Annotated in this window: 14 protein-coding genes; 4 read left to right on the forward strand and 10 right to left on the reverse strand. The window is 66.6% G+C overall.

The annotated features are described in order from the left end of the window. Positions 1–93: 93 nt before the first annotated feature. Positions 94–1,905, reverse strand: coding sequence for a sulfoacetaldehyde acetyltransferase (gene xsc, locus GPA25_RS10585; protein WP_169260348.1), 1,812 nt, complete (start codon positions 1,903–1,905; stop codon positions 94–96). A gap of 200 nt (positions 1,906–2,105) precedes the next feature. On the opposite strand from xsc, the gene GPA25_RS10590 reads away from it, so the two are divergent. The 4 genes from GPA25_RS10590 to GPA25_RS10605 are packed head-to-tail and all read left to right on the forward strand — an operon-like array spanning position 2,106 to position 5,599. Continuing rightward, positions 2,106–3,086, forward strand: coding sequence for an AAA family ATPase (locus GPA25_RS10590; RefSeq protein WP_169260349.1), 981 nt, complete (start codon positions 2,106–2,108; stop codon positions 3,084–3,086). Then, complete coding sequence (locus GPA25_RS10595) at positions 3,086–4,813, forward strand: cobaltochelatase CobT-related protein (protein ID WP_169260350.1); 1,728 nt, start codon at positions 3,086–3,088, stop codon at positions 4,811–4,813. The genes GPA25_RS10590 and GPA25_RS10595 overlap by 1 nt, the downstream gene beginning before the upstream one ends. 59 nt (positions 4,814–4,872) lie before the next feature. Next, positions 4,873–5,226: a Lin0512 family protein gene (locus tag GPA25_RS10600; protein ID WP_169260351.1), complete on the forward strand. Its 354-nt coding sequence runs from the start codon at positions 4,873–4,875 to the stop codon at positions 5,224–5,226. Further along, positions 5,219–5,599 carry a Lin0512 family protein gene (locus GPA25_RS10605; protein ID WP_169260352.1) on the forward strand — a complete coding sequence of 127 codons (381 nt, stop codon included), beginning with the start codon at positions 5,219–5,221 and terminating at the stop codon, positions 5,597–5,599. The genes GPA25_RS10600 and GPA25_RS10605 overlap by 8 nt, the downstream gene beginning before the upstream one ends. 21 nt (positions 5,600–5,620) lie before the next feature. On the opposite strand, the gene GPA25_RS10610 is transcribed toward GPA25_RS10605, so the two are convergent. The 9 genes from GPA25_RS10610 to GPA25_RS10650 form a co-directional block, all read right to left on the reverse strand. Further along, the gene (locus GPA25_RS10610; RefSeq protein ID WP_211163054.1) at positions 5,621–5,998 is read right to left on the reverse strand and encodes a hypothetical protein; all 378 of its coding nucleotides are present in this window, start codon (positions 5,996–5,998) and stop codon (positions 5,621–5,623) included. A gap of 184 nt (positions 5,999–6,182) precedes the next feature. Beyond that, positions 6,183–8,225 (reverse strand): sigma-54-dependent Fis family transcriptional regulator, encoded by a 2,043-nt coding sequence (locus tag GPA25_RS10615; RefSeq protein ID WP_169260353.1) that lies wholly within the window; start codon positions 8,223–8,225, stop codon positions 6,183–6,185. Between the two features lie 371 nt (positions 8,226–8,596). Then, entirely contained in the window at positions 8,597–9,244 is a 648-nt protein-coding gene (locus GPA25_RS10620) for a CoA transferase subunit B (RefSeq protein WP_169260354.1), read from the reverse strand. Positions 9,245–9,246: 2 nt separating this feature from the next. Continuing rightward, positions 9,247–9,945: a CoA transferase subunit A gene (locus GPA25_RS10625; protein ID WP_169260355.1), complete on the reverse strand. Its 699-nt coding sequence runs from the start codon at positions 9,943–9,945 to the stop codon at positions 9,247–9,249. Positions 9,946–9,964: 19 nt separating this feature from the next. Next, a complete protein-coding gene (locus tag GPA25_RS10630; protein WP_169260356.1) occupies positions 9,965–11,953 on the reverse strand; it encodes an AMP-binding protein in 1,989 nt (662 codons plus the stop codon). 149 nt (positions 11,954–12,102) lie between these two features. Next, a complete protein-coding gene (locus GPA25_RS10635) occupies positions 12,103–13,428 on the reverse strand; it encodes a DUF1329 domain-containing protein (protein WP_169260357.1) in 1,326 nt (441 codons plus the stop codon). A gap of 16 nt (positions 13,429–13,444) precedes the next feature. After that, the gene (locus GPA25_RS10640; RefSeq protein WP_211163055.1) at positions 13,445–15,061 is read right to left on the reverse strand and encodes a DUF1302 family protein; all 1,617 of its coding nucleotides are present in this window, start codon (positions 15,059–15,061) and stop codon (positions 13,445–13,447) included. Positions 15,062–15,147: 86 nt separating this feature from the next. Further along, positions 15,148–17,523 carry an efflux RND transporter permease subunit gene (locus GPA25_RS10645; RefSeq protein WP_169260358.1) on the reverse strand — a complete coding sequence of 792 codons (2,376 nt, stop codon included), beginning with the start codon at positions 17,521–17,523 and terminating at the stop codon, positions 15,148–15,150. Positions 17,524–17,533: 10 nt separating this feature from the next. Then, positions 17,534–18,556 carry a WD40/YVTN/BNR-like repeat-containing protein gene (locus tag GPA25_RS10650; RefSeq protein WP_169260359.1) on the reverse strand — a complete coding sequence of 341 codons (1,023 nt, stop codon included), beginning with the start codon at positions 18,554–18,556 and terminating at the stop codon, positions 17,534–17,536. Positions 18,557–18,668: the final 112 nt, after the last annotated feature.

Raw genomic sequence — 18,668 nt, forward strand, 5'->3', positions numbered from 1 at the left:
AGTCGATGTCCGGTCGATAAGGTCGGGCCTGGCAGGGATTTGCGACGGACCGCCCCGCGGATCGGGCGGCCCGTCGTCGTTACGGGCGCGGTCTCAGACGTAGTCCTTGTACTTGTCGAGCAGGCGCACGGGCTTCGCCAGCGCGTCACGCCGGAACGGGTCGCCGAGTTCGCGCGTGCACATGATCTCGATGATGCAGGTCTTGCCCTCGTTCATCTGCATGTCGATGGCGCGCTTCAGCGCCGGGCCGACGTCTTCGAGCCGATCCACGGTGATGCCCTCGGCGCCCATCGCGCGCGCGATTTCCGCGAAGCTCTGGTTGTCGAGCTCGCCGGCGACGAAGCGGCGGTTGTAGAAGTCCACCTGGTTCTTCTTCTCCGCGCCCCACTGGCGATTGTGGAACACCACCGCCGTCACCGGGATGTTGTGCCGCACGCAAGTCATCGTCTCCATCAGGCTCATGCCCCAGGCGCCGTCACCGGCGTAGGACACCGCCGGACGATGGGGTGCCGCGACCTTGGCGCCGATGATCGTCGGGAACGCGTAGCCGCAGTTGCCGAAGCTCATCGCGGCGAAGAAGCTGCGCGGCTTCTCGAAGCGCAGGTAGCTGTTGGCGACCGAGTTGATGTTGCCGATGTCGGTCGACACCATCACATCCTCAGGCATCGCTTTTTCCAGTTCGCGCAGCACCTGGCGCGGGTGCAGGTATTCGCCGCCGGAGAAGGGCTTTTCCTTGGCGTTCTCTTCGATCATGTCGAGGCTGAAGGGGTCGCGCTCGTGCGTCCACTCGTCGAGTTCGCGCTCCCATGCGGTCTTCTCGGCCTGCACCTTGGCATAGCGCTGCTCGCGCGTCGCGTCGCATTCCAGCGTGCGACCGGTCAGGCGCCACGTGAGCGCCTTGGCCGCGGCCTTGGCGTCGCCGCAGATGCCGACCGAGATCTTTTTCACCAGGCCGAGCATCTTGTTGTCGGCGTCGATCTGGATGATCTTGGCGTTCTTCGGCCAGTAGTCCATGCCGTGCTGCGGCAGCGTGCCGAAGGGGCCGAGGCGCGAACCCAGCGCGATGACCACGTCGGCCTGCGCCATCAGCTTCATCGCCGCCTTCGAACCCTGATAGCCGAGCGGACCGCACCACAGCGGGTGACTCGCGGGGAAGGAGTCGTTGTGCAGGTAGCTGTTCACGACCGGGGCGCCGAGGCGCTCGGCGAGTGCCTTGCATTCCTCGACCGCGTCGGCCATCACCACACCGCCGCCCGCGATGATCACCGGGAACCTGGCGGTGGCAAGCAGTTCGGCCGCCTCGTTGAGGCTCGCTTCGCCGCCGGCGCCACGGTCGAGCCGCGCGGGCTTGGGGATCTCGCAGGTGATCTCGCCGTAGAAGTAGTCGCGCGGGATGTTGAGCTGGGTCGGGCCCATCTCGCTCATCGCGCGGTCGAAGCAGCGCCCGGTGTATTCGGCCATGCGCGCGGGGTGGGTGACGTGGCCCTGGTACTTGGTGAATTCCTGGAACATCGGCAGCTGCTTGCATTCCTGGAAGCCGCCCAGGCCCATCGTCATCGTGCCGGTCTCGGGGGTCACGATCACCACCGGGCTGTGCGCCCAGTAGGCCGCACCGATGGCGGTGACGCAGTTGCTGATGCCGGGGCCGTTCTGCCCGATCACCACGCCGTGGCGCCCCGACACGCGCGAGAAGCCGTCGGCCATGTGGCCCGCGCCCTGCTCGTGCACCACCGGGATCAGGCGGATGCCGGCCGGCGCGAAGATGTCCATCGCGTCCATGAAGGCCGATCCCATGATCCCGAACATGTCGGTCACGCCGTTGGCCACCATCGTCTCGACGAAGGCTTCCGACGGGGTCATCTTCTGCGGGCCGATGACGACTTCGCGGCGGTCTTTTTCGCTCATTTGTGCTGTCTCCTGGGGTGAGGTCAATCAATCGAATAACGAACGTTTTCCGATACGATTTGTTCCGCTATCCGATACGTGATCGAACTTTAGGACGGCAAAAATAAAACGTCAAGCGTTAATTTCATTTTTCGGAACTTATTGAAACTTTATTCGGAATATAGCTATCATGCGATCGCATTGACCCCGAGGAGACTGCCATGATGGAAATCGCGATCGACAAGCCGGACCAGCTGGTTTCGGTGCGCACGGCGTTCGGAATCGATTCCGACCTGACGGTGCCGGCGTTCAGCGAACGTGACGACCACGTGCCGGAGATCGACGAGGCCTACCGCTTCAACCCCGACGTGACGCTGGCGATCCTCGCCGGCTTCACGCGCGACCGGCGGGTGATGGTCCAGGGCCTGCACGGCACCGGGAAGTCGACGCATATCGAACAGGTCGCCGCGCGGCTGAACTGGCCCTGCGTGCGCGTGAACCTCGACGGTCACATCAGCCGGCTGGACCTGGTCGGCAGGGACGCGATCGTCGTGCGCGACGGCAAGCAAGTCACCGAATTCCAGGAGGGCATCGTGCCGTGGGCGCTGCAGCGGCCCGTGGCGCTGATCTTCGACGAGTACGATGCGGGCCGCCCGGACGTGATGTTCGTGATCCAGCGCATCCTCGAGCGCGACGGCAAATTCACGCTGCTCGACCAGAACCGCGTGATCCGCCCTCACCCGTATTTCCGCCTGTTCGCGACCTCCAACACGGTGGGGCTCGGAAACCTGTCGGGCCTGTACCACGGCACCCAGGTGTTGAACCATGCGCAGATCGACCGCTGGAACATCGTCGCGACGCTGAACTACCTGCCGCGCGACGAGGAAGTCGCGATCGTGCTGGCGCGCGTGCCGGCCAAGAATTACGCCAAGGGCCGCCAGCTGATCGCTGCGATGGTCGCGGTGGCCGATCTGACGCGCAAGGGCTTCGCCGCCGGCGACATTTCGACGCTGATGTCGCCGCGCACGGTGATCACCTGGGCCGAGAACTGCGAGATCTTCCGCAACCCGGCGCTGGCGTTCCGGCTCTCCTTCCTCAACAAGTGCGACGAGGTCGAACGGCCCATCGTCGCCGAGTACTACCAGCGCTGCTTCGGCGTGGAGCTCGACGAATCGTGGATGCGCGAAGCCGGAGCGCAGTGATGCCCACGCCGCAGCAAAAGGCGCAGCGGCAGCAGAAGGTCGAGGAGTTGTGCGCCGCGACGCTGCGCGCGCTGACCGGCGACGCCGCGCTGCACTATCGCGGACGGCGCCTGTACGCGGGGGCACGGCCGCTGCCGATGCACGCGCCGCACTTGCGCGTCGATCCTGCCGAGGACGGTTTTGCCGACTGTCGCGCGACGGCCGACGGGATGGCGCTGCGCTTGCTGCACTCGGACGCCGACCTGCATCGCAAGCTGTGCCCGACGGACCCGGTCGAACGCCTGGTCTTCGAATTGCTGGAGCAGCTGCGCGTGGAGACGCGGGTCCCCGCCGACATGCCCGGCATGGCGGCGAACCTGTATGAGCGCTTCGAGAACTGGTCGCGCGCCTTCTATCGCTCCGGCCTCACCGAAGGCAGCCTCGGCATCCTGCTGTATACGGTGGCGCAGATGTGCTGGTCGCGCCTGACGGCGCAGCGCGTGCTGGAGGAAACCGAGGACTACATCGAAGGCACGCGCGTGTCGCTGGTCGGCGCGCTCGGCACCGCGCTGGCCGGCATCCGGCGCCACCGCGACGATCAGGAATCGTTTGCGCGCCACGCGCTGGAGATCGCCCGCATCGTCGGCGAGCGCGTGCGCGCCGAACGCGCTGAAACCGCGGATGAGGAATCGGACAAGGAAGACGAGTACGCCAAATCCGGCTTCGCTTTGCTGCTGGACTTCGACGACGGCCAGGACGCCGGCGACGGCATCGCCGCCGCGACGACCGGCGCGAGCAAGGTGTTCGAGGACGCCGCCCTCGCCTACCGCGTCTACACGACACGCTTCGACACCGAGGTCGCCGCCGCCTCGCTGGTGCGCCGCGCGCTGCTGCGCGAATACCGCGAGCGACTCGACCGTCACATCGTCGAGCAGGGCGTGAACCTCCCCCGCCTCGCGCGCATGCTCGCCGCGGTGCTGGCCGAGCCCGCCCGCGACGGCTGGCTGTTCGGCGAGGAGGAAGGCCACATCGACGGCCGCCGCCTCGCCCAGGTCATCAGCTCGCCGGGCGAACGCCGCGTGTTCCGGCAGGAGCGCTACCTGCCGCATGCCGACTGTGTGGTCAGCTTCCTCATCGACTGCTCGGGCTCGATGAAGGCGCATATCGAACCGGTCGCGATGATGATCGACGTCCTCATCCGTGCGCTCGAGACGATCGGCGCGCGCACCGAACTGCTCGGTTTCACCACCGGTGCCTGGAACGGCGGCCGTGCGTACCGCGACTGGATGAGCCGCGGTCGGCCGCGCCACCCGGGGCGGCTCAACGAGGTCTGCCACATGGTGTTCAAGGACGCCGAGCGCAGCTGGCGGCGCGCGCGCGCCGACATCGCCGCGCTGCTCAAGGCCGACCTGTTCCGCGAAGGCATCGACGGCGAGGCGGTCGACTGGGCCTGCAACCGCCTGCTCGCGAAGAGCGCGGCCCGGCGCATCCTGATCGTGATCTCGGACGGCTGCCCGTCCGACGGTGCCACCGCCCTCGCCAACGACCCCTTCTATCTGGACAACCACTTGAAGGACGTCGTCGCCCGGCGCGAACAACAAGGCGCCGTGGAGATCCTCGGGCTTGGGGTCGGTCTGGACCTCAGCCCCTTCTACCGGCGCAGCCTCGCCACCGACATGACGCAAGGGCTCGACAACACGCTGTTCTCGGATATCGTTCAGTTGATGGGCGGCCGGCACCGGCGCTGACGCGTCGCACGAAGCGCACCGGCAATACCCTCAACCCTAGTCAGGAGGAAAACTCAGGAATGGCCAAGACCAGAATGGTCGTGCAGTTCGGCATGGGGACTTCGATCCGCAGCCAGGACTACACGCAGGCAGCGGCGCGCGCGATTCGCGACGCCTTGTGGCACAACTCGCTCAACGTCGCCAGCGCGTTCGATTTTCCGCGCGAGCAGATGCTGATCGACGTCGAGATCGGCGTACAGAAGCCGGATGCGGTCGACACGGCGGCACTCGTCGGGATCTTCCCGTACGGCCAGCCCTCGATCAAGGTGGTCCGGGGCGGACTCGACGTCAGCAAGGCGGACGGCAGCGGCGTGACCGTGATCGCCAACGCCGCAATCGTGGTTTCCTTCGACATGGAGCGCACCCATGCCTGAAAAACGCATCATTCTGGAGATGGGCACGGGCAACGATCTGTACGGGGGCGACTACACCAAGGCGGCCTGCCGCGCAGTGCACGACGCGCTGCATCATTCGTCGATCCTGCTGTTCCGCACGCTCGGCTACGATCACCGCGACATGCGGGTGCAGGTGACGATCGGCGTGCAGGCGCCGGACAAGGTCGACGCAGCCGTGGTCGCCGCCGAACTGCCGCGCGGCAAGGCCGAAGTGACGGTCGTGTTCGGCGGGCTCGACGTCCACGACCCCGAACTGGACATCACCCATGTCGTGGCGACAGCGGCGGTAGCGGCCTTCGTGCCAGTCGAGGCTGCGGACTGGCGCCTGAGCGCGACGCCCGACGCGGCTTGAGTCGCCTGCGGACAGGCGCTACTAGGCCTGCGCGCGGCGCCGCAAAACCGTGCCGTGCGCGTGCTGCCGGCTGTCTCCCTGCGTAACGGATTCCCGGGCCAGCGTCGCGTCGAGCGTGGCCTGGTCTTCCGCCGACAACCGGAGCCCGCTCGACGCCAGGCGCCTTAAGGTTTCCTCCACCTCCCAGGGCGCGGCGATCACGCGCTTCTTGCCGTTCTTCATTTCCGCATGCAGCCAGTACGCGTCGATTTCGGGGGCCGCCCTGAGATACAGGCGGGACACGTCTCCGGGCCGGGCTTCCAGCCATGCGAGCCCCTCGCGCTTCTTCTTGCTGCCGACGAAATACGCAATGAAAAGCAAAGCGATTACGGCTGCGCTGGCGCCAAGCAGTTCCATCATCGAGGGTCTCCTTTCCGAATCCGCATCACGGCCGCGCACTTGGCGACCCGCTGGCGCGGGGCACATGGACGTGCGCCCGCCAGCATCGGAATGGAGAATAAATCAGGAATTTGTTATTAGACGCCCATATTTATAGTGCCAATTCTTATAAACCCCGGCCATCGATGTCGCCGCCGGGACGTTTTCAGTTCGCCCGCACGCGGTGGATATCACCCTCCAGCCCGTAGAGCTTGACCTTCTGGTACAGGGTGCTTTTCGCGATGTCGAGTTCGCGCGCGGCGCGAGTCAGGTTGCCATGCGTGGCGGCAATCGCGCGGCGGATCAGATCGACCTCGCCTTCCGCGATGCTGCCGACCTGAGCAGTAGCCGTCAGGGCGCCCAGGGCGGACGCGACCGGCGCGCTGACGGGAGCATCCGCCATGCCGAGCAGTTCCGGCGGCAGCGCGTCGATGCCGGCCTCTTCGCCGTCGCTCATCAACAGCACGCTCTCGATGACGTTGCGCAGTTCTCGCACGTTACCCGGCCACGTGTAGCTTTCGAGGCGCGCGAGCAGCTCCTCGTCGAGCCGCCGCGGCCCCAGCTCGTGCTGTTTCGCAAAGCGCGCGACGAAGTATTCGGCAAGCGCGCGGACATCGCCCGTACGCTCGCGCAGCGGAGGGATGCGGATCGAGGTCACCGCGACGCGGTAGAAAAAGTCCATGCGGAAGCGCGCCTCGGCGACTTCCTTGCGCAGGTCGCGGTGGGTCGCCGCGATCAGGCGGAAACTGACCTTGCGCGGCACGTTCTCGCCGAGCCGATAGATCTCGCTCTGCTCGAGCACACGCAACAGATGCGGCTGCAGGTCGAGCGGCATCTCGCCGATCTCGTCGAGAAACAGCGTGCCACCGTTCGCCGCCTCGATCTTGCCGACCATGCCGCCGCGGCGCGCGCCGGTGAACGCGCCATCGACGTAGCCGAAGAGCTCGCTCGCAAGCAGTTCGCGCGACAGGCCGCCGCAGTTCAGCGCGACATAGGGGCCGTCGCGGAAGGGACTGGCCTTGTGCAAGCCTTGCGCGAATTCCTCCTTGCCCACGCCCGTCTCGCCGAGCAGCAGCACCGGGACCTTGGAACGCGCCAGCTGGTCCGCTTTGCGCACCGCGTCGCGCAGCGCCGGATCATGGGTGATGATCGTCGCGAAACCGGTGGGCATGTTCTGCGCCGCCGCCGGTTCGCGCGACAAGCCGCGCGCGCCCTCGCAGGAAATCGCGCGGCCAAGACGCGGCAACGGCAGCACCAGCAGCGTCCCGAGCCGCTCGCCGCGACTGCCGATCACGGGCTCCAGCCACTCCGGCCGCAGCCACGCGGGCACGCCGGAAACCTGCGCCAGCGTGCCGTTGTCGGCGATTGCCAGGGCGGGCATGCGACGCGGGGCGGCGAGATCCAGATCGGCGCCGAGCGCGCTCATCGCGGCCTGCGCGAGCTCGTTCGCCTTCACCGGATAACCGCGGCGATCGAACAGGACCAAGCCGTCGGTGCCTCCGGACCAGCGCCGCAGCGAGGCGTCGAGCAAGTGGTAGCGCCGCTCCATTTCGCGCATCGCGATCTTGTTCTCGATGCGGCTCGCGGTCGTGACGACCAGCGCCAGGCTCTGGCGGCTGTAGGTCTCCGACAGTCCGGAAACGTCGACGACGCCGATGATTTCGCCGTCGTGCGGATGGCGGATCACGGTCGCCGAGCAGGTCCAGCGCTTGATGCCGGCGCAGTAATGCTCGGCCGAATGGATCTGCACCGGTTCACCGACCGCGAGCGCGGTGCCGATCGCGTTGGTGCCACAGATGCGCTCGCTCCACGCGACACCGGGCAGCAGGTGGATGCTCTCCGCGGAGCCGATCGTCGGGTTGTCGCCCTCCATCGTCAGGATCGTGCAGCTGGTGTCGGCGAGCGCCATGACCGTGCCGGTTTCGGACAGGAAGTCGCGCGCATAGGCCATGATCGGCGCACCGGCTTCGAGCAGTTCGCCGTGGCGTGCCTTCAGCGACTCAAGCGCGGATTCCTCGACCGGCGGCGGCGCACTGCGTTTATCGGGGTCGACGTTCTGTTGCTGGCAGCGTTGCCACGAGCGATCGACGAGTGCGCGCAGCGAATCGGACGGGCGGCTGGCGCCGTCGAGAAAACGCTCCCATGCGGCCATCACCGTGGCGTCACTGCCGGGATCGGAAAACTTCTGCCCTTCGGGCACGCGTGTCATCAGGTCTCCTCCTGGAGCGCGCTTCGCTGCGAGCCACGTCGTGCGCGGCCAATTGGACGGAGTCCTGTAAGTTCTGCAAGCGAAGGCGCAGTTAGTTGTGTCTTGCGGTCGGTCAGTCTCCAGCCGATGGAAAGTGCGCCGAGGGGGAATCCCCTCGCGGTAAACAAAGCATAGCAAATGCGGTGCCAGAAGAAGAATTTGCTCTGCTTCTTGTCCGGCGGCCGTTAGCGGGTCCTGCCAGGGCGCACGGATCGCCACCGGGAAGCCGCGCGAGAAGCGCTCGAAGCAGAGCATCGAACGCAACCGTCCGGATTTCGAACGTTCGACATCGTACGGCGTTCGAAATCCGGACGGTCGGCCGCTGCGACGTTTTAACCTGTCGCCAGCTCGCCGACTTCGACCGGGGCGCCGGTGCGCGCGATGACTTCGTCGCTGCCGACTCCGGGGGCGGTTTCCAGCAAGCGCAGGCCCTGCGGCGTGACGTCGAGCACGCACAGGTCGGTGATGATGCGGCTCGCGACACCGACACCGGTGAGCGGCAGGTCGCAACGGCGCAGGATCTTCGGCTCGCCGCTCTTGCTGCAGTGCTCCATCATCACGATCACGCGGCGCACACCGGCCACCAGATCCATCGCTCCGCCCATGCCTTTCACCAGTTTGCCCGGGATCATCCAGTTGGCCAGGTCGCCCTGCTCGCTGACCTGCATCGCGCCGAGGATGGCGAGATCGATGTGGCCGCCGCGGATCATCGCGAAGGAATCGGCGCTGCTGAAGATGCTGCTGCCGGCGAGGGTGGTGACGGTCTGCTTGCCGGCGTTGATCAGATCGGCGTCGACATCGGCCTCGGTCGGAAACGGCCCGATGCCGAGCAGGCCGTTTTCCGACTGCAGCCACACGTCCATGCCCGGTGGAATGTGGTTGGCGACCAGCGTCGGCATGCCGATGCCGAGGTTCACGTAGTAGCCGTTGTGCAGCTCCTGCGCGGCGCGCCGGGCCATCTCGTTGCGTGTCCAGGCCATGTTCATTCCTGCCGTGTGGTGCGTTGTTCGATGTGCTTGGTCGGGCGCGGATTGACGACGATGCGCTGGACGAAGACGCCGGGGGTGTGGATCTGGTCGGGGTCGAGGGTGCCGGTGTCGACCAGCTCCTCGACTTCGGCCACCGTGATGCGCCCGGCGGTGGCGACCACCGGGTTGAAGTTGCGCGCCGTCTTGCGATAGACGAGGTTGCCGGCGCGGTCTGCCTTCCACGCCTTGACGAGGGCGATGTCGGCGGTCAGCGAATGTTCCAGCAGATAGCGCGTGCCGTCGATGTCGCGCTCCTCCTTGCCCTCGGCGACCAGCGTGCCGACGCCGGTGCGGGTGTAGAAAGCGGGGATTCCGGCGCCGCCGGCGCGCAGCTTTTCCGCGAGCGTGCCCTGCGGCGTCAGTTCCACCTCGAGTTCGCCCGACAGCAACTGGCGTTCGAACTCGGCGTTCTCGCCGACGTAGGACGCGACCATCTTGCGAATCTGCCGCGTCGCGAGGAGCCGGCCGAGGCCGATGCCATCGACGCCGGCGTTGTTGCTGATCACGGTAAGATCCCGCACCTGCGCGTCGCGCAGACCGTCGATCAGCATCTCGGGAATGCCGCACAGGCCGAAGCCCCCGACCGCGACGGTCTGCCCGTCGCGCACGACGCCGGCCAGCGCGGCGCCGGCGTCCGGATACACTTTGCTCATAGGATTCTCCTGGTAAAAATCATGTCGTGATCGCATCCGCGATGGCGCGCGCGGACTGCCCGATCGCGCCCACCGCGTCGATCGCCCCCGGGTTCTCGATCGCCGACAGGTCGCCGAGACGGGTACCGAGGTAGGCGCTGCGCATCACCCGGCGCACCGTCTTGCCGTTGCGCGTCTTCGGGATTGCATCCACGCGGTGCACGTGCGCCGGGCGCAGCGGCTTGCCGAGCTGGCGACCGACGTGGTCGACGAGTTCCGCTTCGCACGCCGCCCACGGCCGCGCCGCCAGCGCTTCGCGCTCATTGACGGTGACGAAGCACACCACCGTCTCGCCCTTGAGTGCGTCGGGGACGCCGACCGCCACCGCCTCGACGACGAGCGGGTGCGACACCAGCGCGGATTCGAAGTCGGCGGGGCCGACGCGCTTGCCGGCAATCTTGATCGTGTCGTCGCTGCGCCCATGGACGAACCAGTAGCCGTCGGCGTCCACGCGCGCCCAATCGCCGTGCATCCACACGTCCGGCCACACCGACCAGTAGGCCTCGCGGTAGCGCTCCGTGTCGCGCCAGAAGCCATGGGTCATGCCGGGCCACGGCTGACGGATCGCGAGCTCGCCGACGCTGCCGCGCAGCGGCTCGCCGGCGCCGTCGAGCACTTCCACCGCCATGCCCGGGATCGGCCCGGAGAAGGAACCCGCCTTCTGCGGCAGGCCGGGAAAGCACGCGAGGATGCCGCCGCCGATCTCGGTGCCGCCCGAATAATTGATGATCGGGCGGCGCTGCTGCCCGACCTGCTCGAACAGCCACAGCCACGGCGCCTCGTTCCACGCCTCGCCGGTGGAACCGAAGATGCGCACGGTGTCGAGCGCACCTGGCGCCGGCAGGCTCGCGTCGTTCGCCATCAGCATCCGCACCAGCGTCGGTGACAGGCCGAAATGCGTGACGCCGTGACGCTCGACCACCTGCCACAGGCGTCCGGCGTCGGGGTAATCGGGCGTGCCCTCGTAGAGCACCAGCGTCGCGCCCAGCATCAGCCCGCCGTAGACCATCCACGGCCCCATCAGCCAGCCCATGTCGGTGATCCACATCAGCGTATCGTCGGCGCGCAGGTCGAAGGCCATCAGCAGATCCTGCGCCGCCTTCACCGGGAAGCCGGCATGGGTGTGGACAACGCCTTTCGGTTTGCCCGTGGTGCCCGAGGTGTAGATCAGCATCAGCGTCTGGTCAGCCGGGAAGTCCGTGCGCGGGCAGCTGGACATGTAGCCCGGCAGCCTGCGGTATTCGAACTCGACGCAGTTCGCGTCGGCTGCGTCGTCGGCGGTGCCCGAACCGGTACCGAGCCGGTCGACGACCACGAGCTGGCGCAGCGACGGACAGGCGCGCGCGGCCGCACGCGCATCGGCGAGCATCGGCACGCGCTTGCCACGGCGGTAGTAGCCGTTGGCACATACCAGTACGCGCGCGTCGCAGTCGGCGATGCGCTGCGCCACCGAGTCGGCACCATAGCCCGAAAAGAAGGGGATGAAGATCGCGCCGATGCGGGTCGCCGCGAGCATCGTCACGGCCGCCTCGGGGATCATCGGCAAGTAGAGCGCGATGCGGTCGCCCTCGCCCACGCCGAGCGCCCGCAAGCCGGCGGCGACGCGCTCCACCTCGGCCGCCAGCTCGGCGTAGCTGATCGTGATGAGTTCACCGCGGTCGCCCTCCCAGCGGATCGCGATCTTCGTCGGCGTCGCGCGGGCGTGCTTGCCGACGAGGTTGTCGACCAGATCGAGGCGCCCGTCGACAAACCACTTCGGCCACATCACGCCGTCGGCGACATCGAGCGTCTGGCGGTACGGCCTCACCCAGTCGAGGCCGATCGCTTCCAGCACCTGGTCCCAGAAGCGATCGGGTTCGCTCACCGCGCGTTCACGCAGGTCGTCGAGGTCGCGATAGCCATGGCGCGCGATGAAACGCGCGAGCTGCGTGGTGCGCCATTCACAGCCCTTGGGCGTGTGGATATTCATGTCGGTGTTCTCCGTCCCTTGTCCGTGTCGATCGCGCGCACCACCGCCGGCCCACCCTCGCCGCAAAAAAATGTCCGCCCCCGAAAGGGGCCAGGGGCGGACAAGGGAGGACCGGGGGCCCGGCGCGGAACGCGGTGACGCGGAGAGCCTTAACGGCCCGCCCCGGTCGCGACTTCCTCGAGAACGTTCAGCGACACATCGGTCTCTTTCACGCCCTTGGGGTTGGATTTCATGTTGGACGACCAGTTGGTGGCGTGCCCGCGCTTGACGTCGATGATGTGACCGACCACCGGCATCACCGCCTTATAGCCGTCGTCGCCGGTGTCGGGGCGGTTCTGGAAGATGAACATCTTCCAGAACTCACCCTTGCGATCGAGCGCGTAGCCCAGATACGGACGCGGGAAATCCACCTCGATGTAGGCCACCTTCTTGCTGTAGGGGTGCTCCGGCGGCGGCGTACCCTCGACCACGTACACCTCGCGCGGCTCCCATTCCACATCCTTTGCGGGGTTGCAGAACGGCGGCTCGGACATGTTGATGCGCGGGAAGCGCTTCTGCGGCTCGCTCCACGGCTGGGTGGTGTCGACACTCACTTCCGGGCTGTGCGCGATGGCCAGCACCCAGCGCTTCTCGATCAGCTTGTTGGACGTGTATTTTGTCGGCCAGGCATCCCAGATATCCCAGTCGTCATAAAGCTGGTCGGTGCCGCCGATCGGGTCCATCCACGCACCGCCCGACAGGCGCCGGGTGCGCCGCACCGATTTCAGGTAGGCATACGAGTCGTCGGGCTTGGTCGAGTCGGACTGGTTGTAGCGCTGCGAGAACGTGCCGAGGCCGCGGATGTCCTGCGGATAGTGGGCGACGAAGTAGGTCTTTTGCGCGACATTGCCGTCGCCGACCGAGACCGGCCCGCCATCGAGGCGCCCTTCCATGTAGTAGCGGCGCGACTGGAACGCCTGCACCCGCTCGTACCCCTTCTTGGCGTCGAGGAACGCCCAGGCGATGTCGCGCAGGTCCATCGTCGCGCCGTAGGTCGCCGCACGCAGGTTCCAGATCACCTTGTCGCCGGCATGGGGGTCGTCCATCTTGATCGTTTCGGGCGGGAACAGCATGCCTGCCTTCCAGCCCGTGACGGTGCGGTCGGCGGGGTTGAACTTGACTTCCTTCGACCAGCTCTTCGTCGCCTCGACGTACTTCGGGTCCATCTCGATCTTCTTCGAGTGGGCGATCTTGATCGTCAGACCGTAGTTGGTGATCATCCACTCGAGCTTTTCCGGGATCATGCTCGCGATGGTCTTGCCCTCGAAGGTGTCGTTCTTGACCCCCTCGAGGTTGTCCTTGGTGATGATGAAGCCGGGCTCCAGCACCTTGGCCTGCGCGCCCTGCCCCGCGAACAACAGCATCAGGCCGACGGCGCCGCCGGTGGCCAGACGCCGCACGGACGGGCGGTCGATATGTCGGATTTGCTTGTGCATGGTGGTCTCCTCTTTTTTAGAACTGCCGGGTCAAGCGGAAAACGAGCTGGCTGGCCTTGTCGAAATAGCCGAACAACTGCGACCTCTGGTTGCTGAACTGCACCTTGTTGGAGCGATCGCCGGTCCAGAACAGGTCAGCCTCGATCTTCGCCAGCCATTGGTCATTGAGCGTCAGCGACACACTGGGAATCGCGAAGCCGCCGCCGTGACTGAGATCGAAGCCGATCGCGAAGCCGGGGTTGATGGTGTCGTTGCGGTAGTTCAGCGTCGTGAAGGCAGTCAGGATGGTGTTGTGCTCGGTGAGCGGCGTGCCGTACGCGAACAAGCGCACGAGATCGTCGGACTCCTTGAAGTTCAGCACCTGCGTGTCGAACAGCTGGATCGACGAGAACGACGGCCGCGAGGTACCGAAAATGCCCTCCAGGTCGAGGTCCTTGTCGATGCGCAGCATCGTCGTCAGCGTGTCCTTCAGCTTCACCCCACCGAGCCCGATACCGACGTTCCCGGGAACATTCGGGCTGAGGAAAGCGCCGGTGCCGATGTTGTAGGGCTGATCCTTGGTGTAGGCCATCTCGGCGCTGAGCACGGCATTCAGCGTCGCGCTGTAGCCGCTCACCGTCATGCCGTACACGTCGATCTGCGGGTGGATGCGGTCGAACACCGCGCCTTCGGGCGCCTTCTTGTAGGGCTTGAAAGCGGAGTTCGCGACCGGGTCGGCCGAGAAGGTCGTGAGCCACGCGAAGGAATAGCTCAGGCCGAAGGCCTCGCCCGACCAGCGCACGCCGCCCGTCACGTCGCGGTAGTCGCCGGAGGGATGGTCACAGTCCTTGTCGGTGACCGCCGTGAGGTCGAAGCCGCGGTAGGGCTGGAAGAACCAGCGCCCGCCCTGGATGTCGTAGGTGTTGCCGATGTCCTGGCAGCGATCGACGCCGGGACGGATGTAGGCCGCGAGCATGCCGTCCGCCTCGGGCACGCGGATCTTGGTCGAGATCAGCGTCAGCGGCTTGCGCCACTCCTCGTTCTCGCCCTCGAAGAACAGGCGCCACGACAGGTCATAGCCATGCACGAGGTCCATCGCGTGGAAGAAGTCCGACTCGCCCCACACCAGCTGCTGCTTGCCGGCCTTCACGGTGACGCGCTCGCCCAGCGGGATCTCGGCCCAGAACTCGCGGATCTCGCCACGGTTGTAGTTGTCGAGAATGCTGCTGGCGTGGCCGCCGCGGTCGGTGCCGTTGGTCTCGCGCAGGCGCTCGAGGTCGTTCAGGTAATCGGTTTTGTACTCGCGGTCGACGCGGCCAATCGCCTTCCACTTCACCGCCCCGGTCTTGGCATCCGCGTCGAGCAGCAGCGAGCCGCGCACCATCGACAGCTTGCCTTTGCTGTTCTCGCCGATCGCTTTCAGTTCGGGCTGATCCTGGAGATTTACCGACACCCAGCCGCGCGCATAGCCCGACAGGTTGAAGCTGAAATCATCGGCGGCCCAGGACTTCGCGGGCTGGTCGCCGATCCCCAACGCTGCAACTTCGTAGTTCCCCGTCTCTGCGCCGCGCGCGGGACTCCCGGCCATGCCGGCCAAGGCCGCGGCCACCGCCAGCGCCGACGCCCTGAACTTCGATACTCCCTTGCTCCTCATCTCCTCGCTCCTTGTGGTTTTGTCACTGCTCTGAAGGGATCACGGGCGGACGCGGCAGGTGTGCCGTCGCGTCCGCGGGGTATGGATCAGCCGACCATCACCGGCTCGGCCTGCTCGATCGGGTGGCGCTTGCTGCCGACGATGAATTCCGGCCGGAACACATAGACGAGGGCGGGCATGATGAAGAGCGCGCTGAACGCCGAGATGAAGAGCCACAGCGCGATCAGCACGCCCATGTCGGCCTGCAGCCGCAAGGAGGAGAAGTTCCACAGCACGACGCTGGTGATCAGCGTCATCGCCGTGATCAGCACGCCCTTGCCCGGCCCCATCAGCGCATTGACGATGGCGCGCTCGACGTTGTGCGAGCGGTGCAGGTTCTCGCGGATGCCATCGACGATGTAGAAGGTGTAATCGACGCCCAGGCCGATGCCGAGCGCGACCACCGGCAGGGTGTTGATGTTCATGCCGATGCCCTGCCACGCCATGTAGCTGAAGGTGATGGTGTTGGAGAGCAGCACCGGGATCATGAAAAACACCCCGGCGACCGTGGAGCGGTAGGTAACCGTGCAGCACACCACCAGCACCAGCAGCGCGAGCGCGATGGCCTCGATCTGCCCGGCGAGGATCACCTCGTTCACCGCCGCCAGCACGCCGACGAGGCCGCCCGCCAGCAGGTACTCGGCGTCCTTGATCGGGTGCTGGGCGACGTAGTCGCGCACGCGCGCCACCGCGGTGCGGATGGTCTCGCCCTGGTGGTCGCGGAAGAACAGCGTCACCGCACCGTTCTTCGCGTCGGCGTCGGCGTAGCGGTCCATGTCGCCCGGGTCGGAACCGGACACGAACATGTACATCAGCTCGCTGTTCTCGTCGGCGCTCTTGCCCAGTTCCTGGTACATCGGGTTGCCCTCGCGCAGCACCCGATTCACCTGCGGCAGGATGTCGCCGAGCGAGATGCTGCCACCGACCTCCGGCTGGGCCTCCATGTACTTCTGGAAGCGGGTCATGCTGGAGAGCACCTCGGGCTCGCGCAGCGCCCCCGGCTCCTTGCCCGCCACCACCACGAACATGCGGTCCGAGCCCTGGAACTGGCGGTTGATCTCCGCGGCGTCGCGGTTGTAGCTCGAGTCCGGCCACAGGATCGGCGAGCCCGGATTGGCGTCGCCGACCTTGAGGTTGAACGCGTACAGGCCGGACACCACGAAGGCCGCCGCCGCCGCGCCGAGCACCGCGTAGCGCCAGCGCGTCGTGACGATCGCCGAGCACAGGCCGAGGATGCGCATCAGCAGCGGGTTGATGTTGATCGGGTGGATGTAGCGCTGGCGCGCGCCGAACCACGACAGCATCACCGGGGTGAGGATCAGCGCGCTGACCAGAATCGTCAGCACCCACACCGTGCCGATGAAGGAGATCTTCTGCAGCAGCGGGATCGGCGTGAGCGCGACCACCAGCACGCAGCCGGCGTCGGCGACGATCGCGAGCATGCTCGGCTTGAACAGGTTGCGTGCGCTGGCCCGCGCGGCGGCCTCGGCCGATGCGACGCCGTGCCCGGTCTCATCGTCGAAACGTGCAATGAGTTGCACCGAGTTCGAGATCGCCTGCGCGGTGATCAGGAAGGCCACCACGACCACCAGCGGATCGAGATGAAAACCCATCAGCCGCGCCGCGCCGAGCGCCCACACCGCACTCACCATGCCCGCGAGCAGCGGCAGGATGGTGCCGTGCCAGGTGCGGGTGATCAGGCACAGCAACACCACCAGCGCGGCCACCGCGAAGAAGAAGATCGTCAGCGTCTCGTGCAGGTAGTGGTTCACCCAGCCGTAAAGCACCGGCTCGCCGACGATGCGCACCGCGACGCCGTCGCCGCTCGCCTCGCCCACCAGCGTCATCAGCTGGTTGAAGGCGCGCGTGTAATCCATGCTGCCGTCGTTGAAGTCGACGGTGACCAGCGTCGCCTTCAGGTCGGTCGACACATAGGGGCCGTACACCAGCGGATTGTTGAGCACCGCGGCCTTCAGCGCGGCGAGCTCGGCGTCGTCACGCGGCAGTTCCGGCCACATCAGCGGACGCGATTCGACGCCCTCGGTCGAGGCGCGCACCTCCTTGATCTTCTTCGATGCGAGCGAAATGATCTGGTAGGTGTCGACGCCTTCGACCTGCTGCAGATCGACGGTGAGCTTCTGCACCTTCGCCAGCACCGTGCGGTTGAAGATGTCGCCGCGCTCGGCCTCGAGCATGATGCTGACCATGTTCGAGCCGCCGAAAGTCTGCTTGAAGCGCTGGTTCACCGCCACGTAAGGATGGTCGCGCGGCAACAGGTCGCTGAAGATCGTCTTCACCTCGATCTGGCTCGCCTGATAGCCCATCGCCAGGGTCACCAGCGCCACCGCGGCGACCACCAGCGCGCGGAAGCGGATGAGGAAGGCGAAGGCGCGATCGACCTTGCCGAATGTCGTGTTTTTCATCCTCGTCCCCTCACATCCGCTTGTGGCCGGCGACGCTCAGCGCACCGGTGTCGTCGAGCACGGCGAGGTTGCTGCCGGCAAGGAAGTAGCGCGAGCCGGCGCGGGTGATCTGCGTGCGCCAGGAGACATCGCCGTCGGCCACCCGGCCGAGCTGCCATTGGTCCGCCCCGGCGTCGGCCGTCGCCATCACGCCCTTGTCGCCGACCGCGAGCCAGCGGCCCTCGTCCCAGGTCACGCTGTACAGGTGCTCGCGGGTGAAGGCCGGCACCTGCTGCCACGAGACCCCGCCGTCGGCGGTCACCAGCAGCGTGCCGGTAAGCCCGACGGCGACGCCATGTTCGGCGTCGCGGAAGGCAACGCTCATCAGGCTCGCCTTGTTCGGCGTCGCCACCTCGTCCCAGCTCGCGCCGCCGTCGCCGCTCTTCATCAGCGCGCCGAACTCGCCGACCAGCCAGCCCGCATCGCCGACGAAGGCGATGTCGTTCCACGCACGGTCCTTCTCGGGCAGCGCCCGCGACCACGTCTCGCCACGGTCCGGCGAGCGCAGCAGCGCGCCGAACTCGCCCACCGCCCACGCGGTGTCGCCAACGATGCGCACGCGGAACAGCTTGTTCGGGTTGCCGCTGGCGGGGATTTCTGCGCGCGCCCAGCTGCGGCCGCCGTCGCGGGTCACGATGACGACGCCGTCATTGCCGACGGCCACCGCGCTGTCGCTGTCCCAGGCCGCGATGCCCTGCAGATTGACTTCGGTGTTGGTGATCTGGCGCGCCCACGATTCGCCGCCGTCCTCGCTGCGCACGATCTTGCCGCCCGCGCCGGCCGCCCACACGACGCGGCTGTCGGGCGCGGCGACGCCGTAGAAGCTGTCGCGGCGTTCGATCGGCGGCGGCTCGACCTTCTGCACCAGCGCCTCGGCCTTGACGAACAGGCCGGCGTAAAGGAGCCCGCCGACAATCACCAGGGGCGCTGACGAGGACATCAAGGTCACGACGCCGCGGGCGCCGCCCCCATATTTTTTGAATCGACGCAACATCACTCTCTCCTTAACGCCCCGGAACGGCGCGCCTGATCATTTGTTCTTGCGCAGCAGGGCCCCTGCAGGGCAATCGCCTCGCATGAGTTGCTGCGGTAATCGGAGGAAAAAT

The sequence above is a fragment of the Aromatoleum diolicum genome, from assembly GCF_012910955.1.
Classification (GTDB): domain Bacteria; phylum Pseudomonadota; class Gammaproteobacteria; order Burkholderiales; family Rhodocyclaceae; genus Aromatoleum; species Aromatoleum diolicum.